A 17,846-nucleotide genomic window follows, 5' to 3' on the forward strand; every position below is an offset into this window, starting at 1 on the left:
AATTGACGGCCTCATTATTTGTGGTTTTATTTTTTTCTATGCGCCAATTAACCCGGTTTTTTATCGTTATTTAACGCCTTTATCTTATTGACTTACTGTTAATCTCTGCTACCAGAAATGGTCCAGGAGATGAATATGTCAGCCATACAGGGGATTGAAGGGGTTATCAGCCAGTTACAGGCTACGGCGATGAGTGCCCGTGCGCAGGAATCACTACCACAACCTGGCATCAGTTTTGCCGGACAACTTCATGCCGCGCTCAATCGCATAAGTGATACGCAAACCGCCGCCCGCACCCAGGCAGAAAAATTCACCCTCGGCGAACCCGGCGTGGCGCTAAACGATGTGATGACCGATATGCAAAAAGCGTCGGTTTCGATGCAAATGGGGATTCAGGTGCGTAATAAGCTGGTGGCGGCGTACCAGGAAATGATGTCCATGCAGGTGTAGGTTTTGTAACCTGTTGACTATGCTTGTTTAATTACATCCGATCCCACAGCGTGGGGCATGGATGGGGCAAACTCACTCAATTTCTGGTTTAAAATGGATACCTGATCCTGATTGTTTTCTGCCATCCACGATCCGTAAAAGCGATAAACCATCTGAGCATCAGAGTGTCCCATTTGCTTCGCGATGAAGTTAGGGTTAGCTCCAGCGGTCAAAGACCAACATGCATAAGTGTGCCTGGACTGATATGCTTTGCGGTAGCGAATCCCGGCGCGTCGCATTGCAGTTTCCCATGACTGATTAATCGACCCAACTGCATAATGGTACCCGGCAAGGCCATTACGCGTAACGATTTGCGGATTGAAAACAAAAGTGCACGGATGCATTTCAGTTCGACCATACTCACGAAGTTTCACTTCAACCTGATACTGCTTACCAAGCCGTGTCATTTCAGCCTGATTCTTAAGCACGTCTATTGCTGGTTGAATTAGGTTGATAACACGGTTTGTTCCCGCTTCGGTTTTAGGAAGAGTGAACTCTTTCGTTAATGTGTGGTTTCTTCTGATCGTCATTGTCCCTGCCTTCAGGTCTATATCTTCCCATGCCAGAGAAACCAACTCCCCGTGGCGAACTCCTGTATAAACAGCCAGTGACCACATATTTTTTAATTGCTGATGCTTAAATGCGTTAATCAACCTGACAAACTCATCACGGGTTAACGGATCAGGTTCCGTTCGTGATCTCTTCAGTTGCGAAATGGCTGCGAACGGATTTTCTTTGATGTATCCGCTGTCGGCTGCGAATTGAAACATCCCCGCCATGGTGTTCATGTAGTTATTAACAGTTGGCACGGAACGTCCCTTAATGGGTGTTTTTTGCCCACGTTTCAGAACATGATATCCGGTCAGCAAATCCTTTCGTATGAACAGCAGTTCTTCCTGAGTCACAGCAGATGCAAGTCTGTTGCCTCCGATTCGGGGAACCATATTTCTTACAATGGAGCTGTAACGCCCCATCGCATTGGTACTGATTTCCAGCTTTTTCAGATCCAGCCATTTCTCAGCCAGGTCTGCGACGGTAATTTCCTTACTTTCCGCACCAAATTTTCTCAGGTTGGGAGAGTCCGGAAACTGAGCGGCATAGTCGAAATTACCCGTCTTAATGGAAAAACAAACAGACGCTCGTAGCTCGCCAGCTATTTTCCTGTTTTTTGGTGTATCCGGCACACCGAGACTTTCCCGTACTCGTGTGCCTTTATACATGAACCATATGCGGAGTGATCCGCCATGGTTCTCAACGCCTGTTGGGTATGCTGTCTTAGCCATTGTTCCCTCCTGACGCCCAAGAGCGCATTAAGCATAAACGGTTCTTCATCGACGCGCACCAGGCTGTTTTTTTGACATACTTTCAACCCACTGGTCGATAGCCTTGCGGTTATACATGCATTCGCTGTTTTCTTTTGGAATACCGTCCGGTGCAACATGGAGATATTCACGACCGACAAGCCAGGATTGTTTACGTGCTCTCTCAATGGTTCCTGGGCGTAAACCTGTAATTTCGATCAGTTTTTGCTCTGTCACCCAGTCGTTGGGCACAATTAAGTTAACTTCGCTCATTGTTTTCTCCGGTGCTGGAATGAAAGGGGGGGGGTTAACATGCCTCATTGGGTTTGAGGCTGTGTGATTCCATGGTTAGTCCTTGCGTAGCTCGCTGATTCTTCTGTAAGTCTCTGGTGCTTTGTTTCCGTGTATCTTCATTTCAGACTTCAACAGAGCAACGAGGGAATCCCATTCGTTGAGGATGCCTTTGAATGCCGGAACGCGCTTTGCAACCTTGTCGAATGAATCTCTGATTTCTGGAATCTGCTCAACAAGTGCAACGCATCGTCGGAAATCGGCTGCGTCATGTGGAGCGCCGAAGTGATGACCATAGATATTCTTTTTCAGTCCACATGCGATTGAGGCAAGAGTTGCGCTACTGATGCCGACATCGCCAGTTGATTGCCATTTCAAAATCTTCATAGCCAAATCTGACATTTCTTGTCTCCAATAAAAAACCGCCATCAGGCGGCTTGGTGTTCTTTCGGTTCTTCAATTCGAATATTGATTACGTCTTATTCGATGCGTACTCCTGGTATTTCGCCTTTTGATATTGCTAAGTCATAAATTTGCGCGGCACTATACCCATCTCGCATCCATGAATCCAAGGCGCGAACAGCCTCGCTACGCTTTTTATCTTCTCTCTCATTTTTGATATCAACGAGGACATCAACGCAATTAAGGCAAATGTGGATTTTGTCCTTACATTCGATCATGGCGGCTTTACCATGATTTCCGCCACACAGTGAGCATAAATCTTCAGGGTCCGGCTGGTATTTCTGTAACGTTAGATGGTTGAATGTTGAACAGACCATAATCATCTCCATAAAACAAAACTCGCCGTAGCGAGTTCAGATATAATTTCCACCAAAGGCAGTAGTTGCTTGATGCTAAGAATTATTTAATATCTATTCCTGTAATATCTTTTATCTTTTTCCTTGCCAAGCCTTTTGCTAGTGATTTTGAAACACTCATAAGTGTACTAATTCCCTCATCCTTAAAGTTTGTTTTTATAGCTTGCCAGACATCCTTTTGACGTAAGTCAGCAATAAAATCATGCCCTCTTGCTGTCAACCTTAGTGGTACTTCGATCCAACTATATCCAACACCTTCCCCTAACGCTTTGGACATTATATGACCGAACCCAGGTTTTCCATCAACCCTGACTATTAATTCGTAGTCACATAATAATCGCATATGGAAAATAAAATTTTGGTCATATCTATTAAAGCCATTATCCTCTAGTTCACTAAGCATCGTGTCAGGGCCATGAGTTTTTTCGAATGCGATAAGTAGATCTTTTAGATATTGCTGGTCTAATTTCATTGCCGCCTCCGTGACATGTCACAGAGATTTATATCATTAATGTTGTTTCGTGCCAGCCTTTGGTCACCCAGCATTGTGAGTCACCATTACACGGGCATGAATTAACAGGAACTCTCTCGCCGCACTTACCGCAACGTTTTCTGCTGATCGATTTTATACGCCAGCGCACACGTGCATCATCCTGGCGGCTCAGTAACGCGATGTACTCACCAAACTCGTAAGGCGCACGCCTGAAGCGACGCGTGGCACAGTCACGCTCCAGCATTTCAATTTCCTGAGCATCAAGTACAAGCTCCAGCTTACGCATACCGGATGATGCTTGCTTGGCTCTCTGATCGGCTTTGCGCTCTGCTGCTGATTTAGCCATTCTGCTTTTCCTGCATCAGGAGAAAGACAATCATGGCGGCGCGGATGCTTCCGGTATCTCTTTATGCGATATTCCTCCTCTATAGCACATACAAGCAGCGAACCATCAACTGGAGTGAGTGAGGAATCGACCACAAGCAACGCCCCTTGCAATATGCCTTCGCGGTAATGGCTGTCACCCGCGGAACAATTTATCTGCTGGCTGTATGAAAAGCCAGCAATACAACTTTTGCTGACTTTCCACCGTTAACGCGACACAACCTTTGTTCCTGAGCTTCGCGTTGCAGAGCCGGTAATCTCCGTCTCTTTAAATTAAAAAGACGGAGACTATTAAAAACTCATTAAAACATCAGGAAACAACAGATTCCCCGTAAAACGCTACAGCCTGTGCAGGCTGGGAGTCCATATCATCATGGAGATCTCTGGAGTATGGGAGGGAGTTGACTGTCGATATAAATATCCTGTCATTTTCTAAAGTGAAAATTTCTGATTTGAGACTACCAATATCACTATGTACAGGATTAGTCCACCCACTAAATAGTAAAAATCCCCATTCCTGAAAAAGCCCGGAATTCACTTCACGTTTTACATCATGAAACATTTCTCCCGTCAGTTCATCGAAATGGACATTATTGATATCGCGTCGTGCCGGGACAGTCCCTTTTTTATCCTCAATCCAAAACCATGCATTGTCAAATCTGTCCGACGTTGCGGTACGAGGTTTAAAGAAGCGATGAGGTTTAATTAAATAAGATGACACAAATTTCCCTGTGGCTTTATCCTTCGCAAAAATAACAAATGTTTTACCAATGCAGCTTTCATCAATATCTTTTGAAAATGACACCACGCCGTCCTGATTTACAGTCAGCGAATTGTCTCCCGCATTGGTGGCAACACTCCAGTCCAACGTATTATTATTGACAACATCATTGTCAACCACCATCTGAAATGTCGCACCTGGAAATAATGTTTTCGGGAATGAACCATTAGCCATGTCTTCTTTTATATCGAAAACATGGTGGCTCACTAGAACACCGGTAATTTTTGGCATAAAAAACTCCTTATTTGTTTAATTGAAATGCGATCAATAAATTCGATCGCCAGAGAGATATTATTACTTTTACAAGAATAAATGTTGTTATTTGTTTATTATAAAACAATCATCACCCAGAAAAGAAAAAGATGCAGCTCGTTAACAAAAACCTTTGTGGCATATTAAGGTTGTGTCGCGTTAACGGTGGAAAGTCAGCAGATAAAATTGTTCCGTGGGTGACAATCCATCACCCTGAGGATGCTGATATTGCCCCTTGCGCATCATGTGGATTAATTCAACGCCGGCCAGTATCGTAGCCGTTCCATGAAATAGGTGTGCAAGTTCTCCGGTTGCTCACGGGCTACCTGTTCTGCAATTACCGGTATATTCATCCGCTCTTTGTAGGCAACGCCGCTGGCGGCCAGGTCAGCGTGATAATTCAGATTCGTGCGGGTAGAAAGCGGACATGACGCCGCTACCCGCGAGCTGAAAGTGCATCATGGGTAACTCCTTATATTTGATTGCATAACGAAAATGCCTCTCGTGAAGCATTATTGGTATGCGGTAAAGCCGCGCTCAGGCGGCTACTCTATTTCTTCTTCGAATGATTTTATTAGTCGGTCAATAACATCATCTGTTTCAATATCATTTCCGTCCGATTGCTTTAATACGTCTATTGATTCTGCTGCGGTAAATTCCATCGCTGTGAGAAACTCGACAATTGCACACTCAACGACATATCGTTCTTCATCTGTACGACATGAGATAAAAGAGCATTTAATTGCTGTTATTACTTTTTGTTTAAGCTCTGCAGGATAATCAGTTTTTATCATCGTTCACTCCGTCAAAAAAATTGCCCTCACATTGGAGGGCAAAGAAGATTTCCAATAATCAGAACAAGTCGGCTCCTGTTTAGTTACGAGCGACATTGCTCCGTGTATGCACTCGTTGGAATGAATACACAGTGCAGTGTTTATTCTGTTGTTTGCGTGAAAATGAAACCCGCTAAAGCGCTGAGGAATCCCCAGTAATGGGCGGGTAAAAAAAGACAGGCATAGAGTTTTGTGATCTACTGATTTGTGCAACCAATTCAATGAGATCACTTCTATGCCTGCTCGACAAGTATGCCAGAATTTTTTCCACGATGCGTTAGCACCGTTTCACAAATACCGACAAAATGCTTTGCTGGATGCCACCATCGCTCTCATCAATGGCGCATCACTGACGCTGACCAGCATCGGGCGTTATTTACCCGGCCCGGCTCAGGTCAAAAATAAAATCAAACGCGTTGACCGACTGCTCGGTAATGAATCTCTTCACCGCGATATCCCACTGATTTTCAGTAATATTATTGCCATGCTGACTAACCAGCTATCTCTTTGTGTCATCGCCGTTGACTGGAGTGGATATCCATCTCAGGAGCATCATGTGCTCCGCGCCAGCCTGCTCTGCGATGGACGCTCGCTTCCCCTGTTAAGCTTGATAGTCCCGTCAGAAAAACAGCAGAACTCGCAGATACAAAAAAACTTCCTGGATGCTCTTGCCGAGGCTGTAAACCCTGTGGCCAGAGTCATAATAGTTACCGATGCGGGTTTCCAGAGTGCATGGTTCCGGCATATAAGGTCACTCGGATGGGATTTTATCGGTCGCGTCAGGGGAAATATCCAGATGCGGCTGGACAGCAAAGGTGAGTGCTGGTTCAGGCGTCAGGAGTTACAGGCCAGAAGCAAACCAGAATATCTGGGGACGGGTACATTTGCCCGTTCGGAATATGCCCGGTGTGATGGCCATTTTTATTTGCATAAAAAAGAGCTGAAAGGCCGGAAGAATCGCCGTTCACGTTGCCGCATAGAGCGTAAATCCCAAATAAAGGATGGCCGTTCTTCGGCAAAAGAACCGTGGCTTATCTTTAGCAGTACAAATGACTTTAAACCCCGGGAAATCATGAGATTGTACAGCCGTCGCATGCAAATCGAGCAGAACTTCCGGGATGAAAAAAGCGAGCGCTTCGGGTTCGCTCTGCGTGCCAGTTACAGTCGTTCCGTGGGAAGAATGCTGGTACTGAGCCTACTGGCGACGCTGAGTACAATTGTACTGTGGCTTATTGGCTATCATGCTGAAAACAAAGGATTACATCTGAGATATCAGGCCAACAGCATTAAAACACGGCGGGTAATCTCGTATCTGACATTAGCGGAGAATGTCTTACGACACTCCCCGCTAATTTTAAGGCGAACAGTGCTGAGCACGGTTCTTAATCATCTCGCCAAAACCTACCAGAATATGGTGTTGGTTTATTAGCGCTGATTTATGGGGATCCCTCAGCGCCGCAGTTGGTGGGGCTACCAGTCATGATAATTGATGATTTTCACATAAGTTCAAGGTCATAAAACGGCTATTTGGATCCGGTTTATAATCAGCGAAGGGCTCGCAGGCGGTGAAGCCATGTTTGAGATAAAGTTGATGGCAGGCCGTAAACCCAGCATGTGTTCCTGTTTCTAAACTCAGGCGATGAAGGCGTCTGTCATGTGCAACCCGCAAAATATGCCGTAGAATCAGATTTGCAACGCCACGACGTAAAAAGTCTGGCGCAGTACGCATTGATTTCAACTCGCCATGTTCATCATCCAGTAACTTCAGCGCGCCAATTCCGGCGAGTCGATCTCCTTCCCATGCTGACCAGAATGTCACTGCCGGATCACGTAGTTTTTGTACGTCTAAAGCATGGATGCTTTCTGGTGGAGATTGTTCCTGCATACCGGAAATATGGTAATTCACTAATTCTTGTACTGCGGGATGGGAGAGATCATCTGTTTTGACAGTGAACATGATTGTTTCTTGTTGGTTGTCTAATTACAACATACCAACAGGCGAAAACATCGTTGTCTAATAGATGTTTCTTATGACACGGTTCTGTTTGTAAAAAATGACCGCTCACCATTGTATGGAGCCATCGCTGGAAGAACGCTTCTCAGTAACTTGCTTTCAGAATGCCCATCGAGTGATGGGCGTGTATAGGGTATGACACACCGGGAGATCTACAGTGAACGATGATGCTTGATGATTCACTCCGCCTGTTATCTGGTGCGCTCCAGGGCTTTCTTTGTCATCAACGAAAAATACATGGTCACAGGCATGAACATGAAGGCGTTAGTTAATCGCTATTTCAGAACCGATCATTGAAAATTTTATTAATAACCAGCCACTGTCAGACCTGAGCTGGCGAGAACAGCTAAATAAGTGGTTTGTTGTTCTCGATATCTTCAATATATAAAAGTGTATTATCGATAGAATAGTAACGCCGCTTATTATCACCGACGTCAGTAACCCACCGAAAAACACCAGCCTTTGCAAGCGTTATACAATATTCCCGAAATGTTGACCGTCTTGAAATGTGAGTTCGGGCTGCTTTTTTGACTTGCTCAGGATCCTTGATGGCACTGACTTTTAATAGACTTCTGCTCCCTCTGATTAACAAAACATTGTCATCGTGCGTGACGATCCTGATGTTATCTGTGGCAAGATAGTAAATATAATGTGCAATATGATGACGTTTTAACTCAGCATAAAACCAGGAAAAATTTAGCTCCGTTCTCACTTGCTCAAACATCTTTTGAAAATTAGCAACCTGATCCATCAGGGAAATAATCTCTCGTCAGTTGTGAGGGAGAGTAGTTTGCATGATCGGTGTTATTCCTTCAATCTGGTCCGATCACTTAATGCTGTGTCTGTGTGAATGAATAATAATTCAACTGTGGTACGGAAAATAGACAACGGAGTATTCGTAGCAAGTGGCTCCCGCTGCCTGAAACAGCGGGAGAAAAGATTACTTCTGAATTAAATAACGAATGGTCGGCCCGTCTTGCTGAATATCCAGTACCGTATAGCCGTGATTACGCGCATCCAGCGGAATATTGTTAATCGACTGTGGACAATCGCTGACCACTTCGAGGATCTCGCCTTTTTTTAACTGCGGCATAGCCTCAAGGGTTGCAACCGCCGGGTAAGGGCAGGGCTCACCCACCATATCAAGACGGTAATCAGGAACGATATTTTTCATGCGATCTCCTTAGCTGTCTGCGGCGCCGCACGGCGGAAGAAGCGTTTTTCCCAGCCGATAATCAGCATCAGCGCAGCGAACAATAGTAAATATGTCACCAGCAGGCCGCCCATTGGACCAAAGGTTTTTAGCAGGTTGATTTTGTCCCAGTCGGTTGCCAGTGCCGGGGCGAAATCATCCCAGTAATACGCCAGAATCGTGGAGCCAATAACGTTGCCCAGACCGACCCACCAGTAATGCACCTGGCCTTCCACCGCGCGGTACATCCATCCCGTTTCGCAGCCGCCCGCCAGCACAATACCAAAACCAAACAGTAATCCACCAATTACCGCGTTCGGACCCGCCCACATGATTTTAGGTTCTACGCCTAACTGTACATAACTGAAAATCCCGATGGCACTTACCGCCATACCGAAAATGATCGCTTTCGCCATGTGGGTTCGTCCGGTGATCCACATGTCGCGGAACGCCGAAGTAAAGCAGATTTGTGCACGTTCTATCAGTAAGCCAAAGCTGACACCAAACAGCATCGCCAGCCCCAGCTTTGGTTGGTTCATCGCCGTCAGCAGCGCCCAGCCAAGCATGCCGAAAAAGACCAGCATCCCGAGACGAAAACGGCGCCGCGCCTGATCCGGTTTCTGCGTCAGCGGTGAGGCGGCAGAGACTTTCTGCATTTTCACGGGGATGCGAAAAACAGGCAGCAGGGTAAAGCGCGCGCCAAACCATGAGCCGATGGCGGTGGCGATGGCAAAGAACCAGGCGTGCAGCGAGAACTGAGGAATGCCGGTAAAGAACGCCGCCAGGTTACAGCCCATCGCCAGACGTGCACCAAAACCAGCAATAATCCCGCCAATAATGGCCTGCATAATGCGGATACGGCTACGCGGCATGCGCAGTTTGACGTTGTTGGCCCATAATGCCGCGGCAAAACAGCCGCCGAACATACCGAGAATCATCATTCCGTCAATGCGGGTTAATGGCGATCCTTCCAGATGGATAATTTTAAAATAGCCCCACTCTTCAGCATGGACGCCAAACAGTTGCAGGAGCTGACCGCCCCAGCGGGTAAATTCACCCGTAACTGCCCAAAAAGTGCCGGTAATGCCAAAATAGTAAGTGGAGAGAATGCCCGCCGCGATGACCGCAGGGATTGGCGCCCAGAATTTAATCAACCAGGCTTGTTTGAATTGCTGCCATGACATGTATGTAGCCTCTGAACTCAGAAGGTTTAAACAAGAGTCGCGAATCATACATCAGGAGAATTTATTTGCGCGGCAATAATTCACAAAAATAATAATTAGATCAAATTTCTCTTTGGGCCTGGAAAGGGTGGCAGCGTCAGGGCTTTAATGCCACAATCCACTTTTCTTCTCATGCAGGACGAATGATGAAAAAACTCGCAATTGCAGGCGCACTCATGTTGTTGGCGGGCTGTGCCGAAGTCGAAAACTATAATAATGTTGTAAAAACCCCCGCACCAGACTGGCTGGCAGGGTACTGGCAGACCAAAGGGCCGCAACGTGCGCTGGTCAGCCCGGAAGCGATTGGTAGCCTGATTGTCACTAAAGAGGGTGATACCCTGGATTGCCGTCAATGGCAGCGAGTGATTGCGTTACCGGGTAAGCTGACGCTGATGTCTGATTCTCTCACTAACGTTACTGTGAAACGTGAGCTGTACGAGATTGAGCGTGACGGTAACACTATTGAGTATGATGGCATGACGATGGAACGCGTGGCTCGTCCGACGGCAGAGTGTGCCGCCGCGCTGGAAAAAGCGCCGTTACCGACGCCGCTGCCGTAATGAAATTCCCCTGGCCCAGGGGGATTTTCATGTCAAAAAAAGTGCCCGATACGCAAGCTTATCGGGCCTGGAACTGTAACGGCGCCGCAATAACGATGCGTGTATTGTCAGCGATCGGTTTTAAATCACCTCTTCGATAACCCAAACGCTGATGCTGCCGCCGTTGCAAAAAAAAGTCGCTTCGCCATTTTCATCGGTAACTATGCTCTCTTGTCGATTACCGAGGAAATCGCGCCAGGTTTTATTGCCATAGTTCTCCCCCAGATTAATCGTCTTTTCGCCATCGTCGCCATTCGACATAACCACAACGCAGCCAGGATATTCATCGGTGCCACTGCGACTAAAGGCAATACAGTTCGGATGATCGAAAAATAGCGTCTGTACACCGTGGGCAAAACGCTGTCGGGCGAGGATTAGCTCATCAAGTTGTTCGATTATTGGCATATCGATTGGATAGGTTTGACCGTCACCGCCGACATCTTCGTAATGAGCCCCGTACAGATCAGGATAAAACACCGAAGGCACGCCATTTTCCCGTAGCAAAATAAGGGCATAAGCCAGCGGCTTAAACCACGGCTCCACCGGAGCTTCAAGGGCTTGTAACGGCTGGGTATCGTGGTTGGCGACCAGCGTCACAGCGTGGAAAGGATCGACTTCAACCAATGTGCCGCTAAAAATCTCAGTCATATCATAATCACGCCCCATACGAGACGCTTCGTGGAATTTCATCTGTAGTGGTGCATCGAACAGCATGGTTTTACCTTCCACCTGATCAATATACGTTTGCAGTTTCTCGACCTCGCGCGACCAGTATTCCGCCACAATAAAGAGTGGTTTCGGCGCAACTTCTTGCACATGCTCGATCCACTCTTTATAGAACCACGCCGGAATATGTTTTACCGCGTCGAGACGAAAACCATCGCACTGAGTTTGTTCCATTACCCAGCGCGCCCAGTATTTGAGCTCTTCGGTGACGGCATGGTTACGAAAATCGATATTTTCGCCCATCAGATAATCGAAATTGCCTAATTCATCATCGACCTGATCATTCCAGCCTTCACCAGTGTAATCGTTGACGATTTTAAAGATGCCATCTTCATGCGGGTTTTCGATATGGTCGATACCGCTAAAACATTTGAAGTCCCATATAAATTGTGAATATTTTCCGGCTCGTGCAGGGAAGGTGTAACGGGTCCAGCCTTCGCATTCGATGATTTCATCATCAATTTGCGTGCGACACTCTTCGTTAACTCGCTGAACGCGAATCGCTTCTTTTTCGTCGGCACCCATTTTGTGGTTCACCACCACATCCAGCAGTACGGCGATGTCGTTGCGTTTAAGCGCGTCGATGGCCGCCAGCAATTGCGCTTTATCACCATATTTCGTCGCGACAGTGCCTTTTTGATCAAACTCGCCTAAATCAAATAAATCATAGGAATCGTAGCCGACAGAATATCCGCCCGATGCGCCTTTATAGGCAGGCGGCAGCCAGACCATATTGATACCAATATCATTTAAACCGTCGGCGCGCTCGGCAAGCTCGGGCCAGAGCTTGCCGCCTTCAGGGTAATACCAGTGAAAGCATTGCAACAGCGTGGGATTACGCATTCTTCGACTCCACATGAGGGGAACATTAGAAGCGTAGCCGTAATCAGGTTATTCGCGAGTAATCCAACTTTTATGCTTTGCCAAAATTCAGATGGGGAGAAAAATTGACGATATTCTCCTGCGGCGCCAGTACGTAGCCGCCCTGGTCGCCGTAAGCACTTAATACGGATTTTTGCATCGATGACTGACCAACCAGCTTCGCCAGCTCATCCATTCGCACCTGTAATAACTGCTTAACGTTGCTTTCGTTGTCCAGGACGAGGCGTAGCATCGGTTTGAGTTGTTCCTGCATCATTGCAGAGGGTTCCATCTCTTCCGTCAGGTGCGCGATTTGTTGCACCGCATTCACATAATCCATTTCGCTGGCGATGAGTTCATCCCATCGTCCTTCTGTCGCCAGGCGTAACATGAGCTGGCTTTTTTCGACAAGTTGCTGCCAGGCAAAATACAAGTGCGGTGCATGGTTCATCAGACAGGGTCCTGAATCAAAGAAGGGGAGAGTAAAGTCTCTTTCCAGGCATCGGCAATATTGCGCATCAACGTTTCCACTTCTTCTACTGCGGAGACATCGTTACGCAAATTCGCTTGCAGCAAACGCCTGACCATATAGCTATAGAGCGCAATTAAATTCTGGGTTAATTCATCCTGGCTTTCTTCTTCGAGGCTCACCTTCAGCCCATTCTCAATGATGTTGATAGCTTTCGATAAAGACACGCCTTTACCTTCCAGGTTGTTGTCCTGCATAAACAGACGCGCTCTTACCAGCGCACTCAACACGCCGTCAAATAGCATGGTAACCAGTTGCTGTGGACTGGCGCTCATCACGGCGCTCTCAACGCCAATTTGTGCATAGGCCTGCGTGCCTTTTGCGCTGTACATAGTCTCTCCTGAAGATTATTTCGAGCTGCTATTTGAGGTGTCGAATTGCTGTGTCAGATAGCTACTGGTGGAGTTAAGCGAGTTCATTAGCACATCCAGTTGGGTGAACTGGGCTTTGTAGCGCGCCATTAATGTATCGATACGTTCACTGGCAGCGTTGTACTGATCCGTCAAATTGTTCAGTGTTTTGCTTACGCCATCTTTTGCAGCCTGGATTATCCCGGTGGAGGAGAGCCAACTGGTCAGGTTGCTGCTAATGCTGGTGGTTACGCCAGTGCTTTTACCGTCACCAATAAACATTTCACCTACGCCAGCGGCATCTTTCTTCAGGGCTGTTTGCAGCTTGTCGGTCGCTATTTCCAGTTTTCCGCTACTGGCGTCGGTGGTAATACCGATCTGTGCCAATGTTTTATAGGCCGAACTGCTATGCGTATTGGCAAGCAGCGTTTTTAACTGGGTCTGGATGGTGCGCAGCGTGGAGTCACCGAGTAACGCGCCGTTGCTGGAGTCCTGACTTTCTGCCCCGGCATCGACTGCGGTGTATTTTGTTAAGCTGCTGAACGTATCCTGTAACGTGTTATAGGCATCCACCCACGCTTTAACCGCATTTTCAGCTTTGGAGGTGTCTTTGCTGATGGTGAGGGTCTGATTACCGGTGGTGACGTCATTCAGGTTGAGAGTGATATCTTCCAGCGCGTCACTGATAGTGTTGCTGCTGTTTTCAATCTCAACGTTATTAACCGTCAGTTTGGCGTTCTGCGCGGTGACGCTTTCAATCATGCCATTACTGCTATCACCCGACGTTCCGTTGTAACCCATAAAACTTTGCAGGGCGCTGTCGCCGCTGACGCTCAGTTTCATGGCGTTATCGCTACCGGTATCATTGGCGGTGATAGACAAACGATACTCGCCGTTACCCACATTGATGATACTGGCGCTGACGCCGGCTTTGGCGTTGTTAATTGCATCGCGGATGCCAGAGAGTGACGAGTTAGCCGCGCTGATATCAATCGTGACGGGATCTTTTCCTCCGCCTTGCTGGATGGTCAGTACGCTATCGCTGGTGGCGATGGCGGCTTTGTTGTCTTTTTGGCTGTTTTGGGTCGTGAGCGTCTGTGCCTGTGCCAGTTGGCTGACACTAATGGTGTATTTTCCGGCAATCGCGCTGCCCGTGGTGGTGGCGCTAAAAGCCGAGGAACTGCTGGTGGTTGAGGTAGCAGTAAATAAGTCGGCTTTATTCAGTGCCGTGTTGGCGGTCTGAAAACTCTCCAGCGCGCTTTTCAGCGTCCCGTAGGCGCTCAGTTTCGCGGTGTACGAGCTTTGCTGTTTTGATATCGGCGTCAGGGTAGATTTTTCTGCCGCCTCAAGACTGTCGAGGATGCTGCTGAGATCCAGCCCCGACCCAACCCCGAGCGTTGAAATACTAGCCATATATATTCCTTAATCATGCGACATGTAGAACGAATACCGGGGTTATCGGCGCAAGCGGGGCAAAGTTTACGATTTATTTTTGGGCTTAATGACACGAACAGCAACGAGGAAGGGGAGTATTTCGACGGCTAGAAAAAAATTCTAAAGGTTGTGAGTGACCAGACGATAACAGGGTTGACGGCGACGAAGCCGAAGGGTGGAAGCCCAATACTTAAACCGTAGAGCTAAAAACAGGAATAAAAATTATGGCACAAGTCATTAACACCAACAGCCTCTCGCTGATCACTCAGAACAACATCAACAAAAACCAGTCTGCGCTGTCGACTTCTATCGAGCGCCTCTCTTCTGGTCTGCGTATCAACAGTGCGAAAGACGACGCCGCTGGTCAGGCGATTGCTAACCGTTTCACCTCTAACATTAAAGGGCTGACTCAGGCCGCGCGTAACGCCAATGACGGTATTTCTCTGGCGCAGACCGCAGAAGGCGCACTGTCTGAAATCAACAACAACTTGCAGCGTGTGCGTGAGTTGACCGTTCAGGCGACGACCGGGACTAACTCTGATTCTGACTTGTCTTCTATTCAGGACGAAATCAAATCCCGTCTGGATGAAATTGACCGTGTTTCCGGTCAGACCCAGTTCAACGGCGTGAATGTGCTGGCGAAAGACGGTTCGATGAAGATTCAGGTTGGCGCGAATGATGGGCAGACCATCTCTATCGATTTGCAGAAAATTGATTCTTCAACGCTGGGGCTGAAAGGTTTCTCGGTATCAGGGAACGCATTAAAAGTTAGCGACGCGATAACTACAGTTCCTGGCGCTGCTGCTGGCGATGCCCCGGTTACGGTTAAATTTGGTGCGAACGATACCGCTGCTGCCGCAATGGCTAAAACATTGGGAATAAGTGATACATCAGGCTTGTCCCTACATAACGTACAAAGCGCGGATGGTAAAGCAACAGGAACCTATGTTGTTCAATCTGGTAATGACTTCTATTCGGCTTCCGTTAATGCTGGTGGCGTTGTTACACTTAATACCACCGATGTTACTTTCACTGATCCTGCGAACGGTGTTACCACAGCAACACAGACAGGTCAGCCTATCAAGGTCACGACGAATAGTGCTGGCGCGGCTGTTGGCTATGTTACTATTCAAGGCAAAGATTACCTTGCTGGTGCAGACGGTAAGGATGCAATTGAAAACGGTGGTGCCGCTGCAACAAATGAAGCCACAACAATCCAGCTTACCGATGAACTCAATGCTGATGGCTCGGTAAAAACACCGGCAACAGCAACATTTTCTGGTACTGCAACCAACGATCCACTGGCACTTTTAGACAAAGCTATCTCACAAGTTGATACTTTCCGCTCCTCCCTCGGTGCCGTACAAAACCGTCTGGATTCTGCGGTCACCAACCTGAACAACACCACCACCAACCTGTCTGAAGCGCAGTCCCGTATTCAGGACGCCGACTATGCGACCGAAGTGTCCAACATGTCGAAAGCGCAGATCATCCAGCAGGCGGGTAACTCTGTGCTGTCTAAAGCTAACCAGGTGCCGCAGCAAGTTCTGTCTCTGCTGCAAGGTTAATCGCCAAAACCTGACTAACCGATAATGACAACAAACGCCAAATTGCCTGATGCGCTACGCTTATCATGCCTACAAGGTGAATGGCAATTAATTAAATTTGCATATTCGCCCTGGTCGGATAAGGCATTTACGCTGCCTCCGGCAAGATAAAGCGCACGTTGTCAGATCTCTTAACCCCGCGTCCGGCGGGGTTATTCTGCTCATTATTTACCGATCACTCTAAATAACCGCTTATTTCACCCATTATTCGTCCGATTAAAAAACCTGCAGAAACGGATAATTATGCCGATTACTTATATAACGCAGGGTTGTTTATCGTGAAATCACTCTATACCGCTGAAGGTGTAATGGATAAATACTCGCTGTGGCAGCGTTATATCCCGCTGGTGCGTCACGAAGCATTGCGCCTGCAGGTCCGACTGCCCGCGAGTGTAGAACTTGATGATCTCCTACAGGCGGGCGGCATTGGATTACTTAATGCCGTTGAACGTTATGACGCCCTGCAAGGAACGGCATTTACAACTTACGCAGTGCAGCGAATCCGTGGTGCTATGCTGGATGAACTTCGCAGCCGTGACTGGGTGCCACGAAGCGTGCGACGCAATGCGCGTGAAGTGGCACAGGCAATGGGGCAACTGGAGCAGGAACTTGGCCGTAACGCCACAGAAACTGAAGTGGCAGAACGTTTAGGGATCGAAATCGCCGATTATCGACAAATGTTGCTTGATACTAATAACAGCCAACTCTTTTCCTACGATGAGTGGCGTGAAGAGCACGGCGATAGTATTGAACTGGTAAGTGACGATCATCAGCGCGAAAACCCGTTACAAAAATTACTGGAAAGTAATCTGCGTCAACGGGTGATGGAAGCCATCGAAATGTTGCCGGAGCGTGAACAGTTAGTATTAACGCTCTATTACCAGGAAGAGCTTAATCTCAAAGAGATTGGCGCGGTGCTGGAAGTCGGTGAATCGCGGGTCAGTCAGTTACACAGTCAGGCCATTAAACGGTTACGCACCAAACTGGGTAAGTTATAACTTAAGTAAATGCCGCACATTAATTTTGAATACCAGGAGTTCTTAATAATGATGCAGCACCAGAAAAGGCGGCCATTGAGTCGCTATCTTAAAGACTTTAAACACAGTCAAACCCATTGCGCATTTTGCCGTAAACTACTTGATCGCATTACGCTGGTTCGCGACGGCAAAATAGTGAATAAAATCGAGATTTCCCGTCTCGATACACTGCTTGATGAAAATGGCTGGCAGGAAGAACAAAAATCATGGTCCGCGTTGTGTCGTTTTTGCGGCGATTTACACTGCAAAACGCAGAGTGATTTTTTTGATATTATCGGCTTCAAGCAGTTTCTCTTTGACCATACTGAAATGAGCCCCGGTACTGTGCGCGAGTATGTGGTACGTCTGCGTCGTTTGGGTAATTATTTAAGCGAGCAAGATATTTCCACCGAGCTGCTGCAGGATGGTTTTCTTGATGAAAACCTGGCGCCATGGCTACCCACCACAAGCACCAATAATTACCGCATCGCATTACGTAAGTATCAGTGTTACCAGACGCAAACCCGCGGTGATCTTGCGCAGAATTCCCACTGCATGTCAGCTTCTGATATATATTAAATAAGAATAAGATGTAGCAGACTTGTTTTTGTGTTTACAAACAATAGCTCTACACTGCAAACCAACAAAACAAC

23 protein-coding genes and 2 pseudogenes are annotated in these 17,846 nt (G+C 47.4%); 6 read left to right on the plus strand and 19 right to left on the minus strand.

Annotation, left to right across the window (positions count from 1 at the left end):
• Window positions 1-135 precede the first annotated feature (135 nt).
• The gene (fliE, locus tag AACU94_RS06705) at window positions 136-450 is read left to right on the plus strand and encodes a flagellar hook-basal body complex protein FliE (RefSeq protein ID WP_130216481.1); all 315 of its coding nucleotides are present in this window, start codon (window positions 136-138) and stop codon (window positions 448-450) included.
• Between the two features lie 17 nt (window positions 451-467).
• Here the strand turns inward: fliE and AACU94_RS06710 are convergent, their stop codons facing one another.
• The 11 genes and pseudogenes from AACU94_RS06710 to AACU94_RS06755 all read right to left on the minus strand — a co-directional run bounded on the left by AACU94_RS06710 (window position 468) and on the right by AACU94_RS06755 (window position 5,603).
• The gene (locus AACU94_RS06710; protein ID WP_135489152.1) at window positions 468-1,772 is read right to left on the minus strand and encodes a tyrosine-type recombinase/integrase; all 1,305 of its coding nucleotides are present in this window, start codon (window positions 1,770-1,772) and stop codon (window positions 468-470) included.
• Between the two features lie 45 nt (window positions 1,773-1,817).
• Window positions 1,818-2,063, minus strand: coding sequence for an excisionase family protein (locus tag AACU94_RS06715; protein WP_000005726.1), 246 nt, complete (start codon window positions 2,061-2,063; stop codon window positions 1,818-1,820).
• A gap of 75 nt (window positions 2,064-2,138) precedes the next feature.
• On the minus strand, window positions 2,139-2,483 hold the full coding sequence (locus tag AACU94_RS06720; protein ID WP_032255648.1) for a hypothetical protein: 345 nt from the start codon (window positions 2,481-2,483) through the stop codon (window positions 2,139-2,141).
• Between the two features lie 77 nt (window positions 2,484-2,560).
• Window positions 2,561-2,860: a hypothetical protein gene (locus tag AACU94_RS06725; RefSeq protein WP_122986997.1), complete on the minus strand. Its 300-nt coding sequence runs from the start codon at window positions 2,858-2,860 to the stop codon at window positions 2,561-2,563.
• Window positions 2,861-2,942: 82 nt separating this feature from the next.
• Window positions 2,943-3,371, minus strand: a complete 429-nt coding sequence (locus AACU94_RS06730; protein WP_135489153.1) for a DUF2513 domain-containing protein — start codon at window positions 3,369-3,371, stop codon at window positions 2,943-2,945.
• 28 nt (window positions 3,372-3,399) lie between these two features.
• Window positions 3,400-3,738, minus strand: coding sequence for a hypothetical protein (locus AACU94_RS06735; RefSeq protein WP_135489154.1), 339 nt, complete (start codon window positions 3,736-3,738; stop codon window positions 3,400-3,402).
• Between the two features lie 32 nt (window positions 3,739-3,770).
• Window positions 3,771-3,920, minus strand: a pseudogene (locus AACU94_RS06740) (S24 family peptidase); the annotation flags it as partial.
• Between the two features lie 166 nt (window positions 3,921-4,086).
• Window positions 4,087-4,788: a hypothetical protein gene (locus AACU94_RS06745; protein WP_135489155.1), complete on the minus strand. Its 702-nt coding sequence runs from the start codon at window positions 4,786-4,788 to the stop codon at window positions 4,087-4,089.
• Window positions 4,789-5,060: 272 nt separating this feature from the next.
• Window positions 5,061-5,213: a DNA polymerase III subunit theta gene (locus AACU94_RS06750; protein WP_135489252.1), complete on the minus strand. Its 153-nt coding sequence runs from the start codon at window positions 5,211-5,213 to the stop codon at window positions 5,061-5,063.
• A pseudogene (locus AACU94_RS24690) lies at window positions 5,200-5,271 on the minus strand (hypothetical protein); the annotation flags it as partial. The gene AACU94_RS06750 and the pseudogene AACU94_RS24690, both read right to left, overlap by 14 nt.
• A gap of 83 nt (window positions 5,272-5,354) precedes the next feature.
• The gene (locus tag AACU94_RS06755; RefSeq protein ID WP_000597940.1) at window positions 5,355-5,603 is read right to left on the minus strand and encodes a hypothetical protein; all 249 of its coding nucleotides are present in this window, start codon (window positions 5,601-5,603) and stop codon (window positions 5,355-5,357) included.
• Window positions 5,604-5,877: 274 nt separating this feature from the next.
• Here AACU94_RS06755 and AACU94_RS06760 point away from each other — a divergent pair, with 274 nt between their 5' ends.
• Complete coding sequence (locus AACU94_RS06760; protein WP_135489156.1) at window positions 5,878-7,071, plus strand: IS4 family transposase; 1,194 nt, start codon at window positions 5,878-5,880, stop codon at window positions 7,069-7,071.
• Window positions 7,072-7,119: 48 nt separating this feature from the next.
• Here the strand turns inward: AACU94_RS06760 and AACU94_RS06765 are convergent, their stop codons facing one another.
• From AACU94_RS06765 to yedE, 4 genes are all read right to left on the minus strand, one after another.
• A complete protein-coding gene (locus AACU94_RS06765) occupies window positions 7,120-7,599 on the minus strand; it encodes a GNAT family N-acetyltransferase (protein WP_130223609.1) in 480 nt (159 codons plus the stop codon).
• A gap of 403 nt (window positions 7,600-8,002) precedes the next feature.
• Complete coding sequence (locus AACU94_RS06770; RefSeq protein WP_130218640.1) at window positions 8,003-8,407, minus strand: DUF1398 family protein; 405 nt, start codon at window positions 8,405-8,407, stop codon at window positions 8,003-8,005.
• 189 nt (window positions 8,408-8,596) lie between these two features.
• Window positions 8,597-8,830, minus strand: coding sequence for a sulfurtransferase-like selenium metabolism protein YedF (yedF, locus tag AACU94_RS06775; RefSeq protein WP_000790504.1), 234 nt, complete (start codon window positions 8,828-8,830; stop codon window positions 8,597-8,599).
• Entirely contained in the window at window positions 8,827-10,032 is a 1,206-nt protein-coding gene (gene yedE / locus AACU94_RS06780; protein ID WP_135489157.1) for a selenium metabolism membrane protein YedE/FdhT, read from the minus strand. Before yedE ends, yedF begins: the two co-directional genes overlap by 4 nt.
• A gap of 185 nt (window positions 10,033-10,217) precedes the next feature.
• Here yedE and yedD point away from each other — a divergent pair, with 185 nt between their 5' ends.
• A complete protein-coding gene (gene yedD, locus AACU94_RS06785; protein WP_064529329.1) occupies window positions 10,218-10,631 on the plus strand; it encodes a lipoprotein YedD in 414 nt (137 codons plus the stop codon).
• A 120-nt stretch (window positions 10,632-10,751) separates the two neighbouring features.
• Here yedD and amyA read toward each other — a convergent pair whose 3' ends face one another.
• The 4 genes from amyA to fliD all read right to left on the minus strand — a co-directional run bounded on the left by amyA (window position 10,752) and on the right by fliD (window position 14,549).
• Window positions 10,752-12,239, minus strand: a complete 1,488-nt coding sequence (amyA, locus tag AACU94_RS06790) for an alpha-amylase (protein WP_135489158.1) — start codon at window positions 12,237-12,239, stop codon at window positions 10,752-10,754.
• A 70-nt stretch (window positions 12,240-12,309) separates the two neighbouring features.
• On the minus strand, window positions 12,310-12,708 hold the full coding sequence (gene fliT, locus AACU94_RS06795) for a flagella biosynthesis regulatory protein FliT (protein WP_130257635.1): 399 nt from the start codon (window positions 12,706-12,708) through the stop codon (window positions 12,310-12,312).
• Window positions 12,708-13,118 carry a flagellar export chaperone FliS gene (gene fliS, locus AACU94_RS06800; protein WP_130208571.1) on the minus strand — a complete coding sequence of 137 codons (411 nt, stop codon included), beginning with the start codon at window positions 13,116-13,118 and terminating at the stop codon, window positions 12,708-12,710. The genes fliT and fliS overlap by 1 nt, the downstream gene beginning before the upstream one ends.
• A 15-nt stretch (window positions 13,119-13,133) precedes the next feature.
• The gene (gene fliD, locus AACU94_RS06805; protein WP_130218648.1) at window positions 13,134-14,549 is read right to left on the minus strand and encodes a flagellar filament capping protein FliD; all 1,416 of its coding nucleotides are present in this window, start codon (window positions 14,547-14,549) and stop codon (window positions 13,134-13,136) included.
• A 245-nt stretch (window positions 14,550-14,794) separates the two neighbouring features.
• On the opposite strand from fliD, the gene AACU94_RS06810 reads away from it, so the two are divergent.
• The 3 genes from AACU94_RS06810 to fliZ all read left to right on the plus strand — a co-directional run bounded on the left by AACU94_RS06810 (window position 14,795) and on the right by fliZ (window position 17,772).
• Entirely contained in the window at window positions 14,795-16,138 is a 1,344-nt protein-coding gene (locus AACU94_RS06810; protein ID WP_135489159.1) for a FliC/FljB family flagellin, read from the plus strand.
• Between the two features lie 317 nt (window positions 16,139-16,455).
• The gene (gene fliA / locus AACU94_RS06815) at window positions 16,456-17,175 is read left to right on the plus strand and encodes an RNA polymerase sigma factor FliA (RefSeq protein ID WP_064529323.1); all 720 of its coding nucleotides are present in this window, start codon (window positions 16,456-16,458) and stop codon (window positions 17,173-17,175) included.
• Between the two features lie 45 nt (window positions 17,176-17,220).
• On the plus strand, window positions 17,221-17,772 hold the full coding sequence (gene fliZ / locus AACU94_RS06820; protein ID WP_135489253.1) for a flagella biosynthesis regulatory protein FliZ: 552 nt from the start codon (window positions 17,221-17,223) through the stop codon (window positions 17,770-17,772).
• Window positions 17,773-17,846 lie beyond the last annotated feature (74 nt).

This window comes from Escherichia sp. E4702 (genome assembly GCF_963883545.1).
Classification (GTDB): Bacteria; Pseudomonadota; Gammaproteobacteria; order Enterobacterales; family Enterobacteriaceae; genus Escherichia.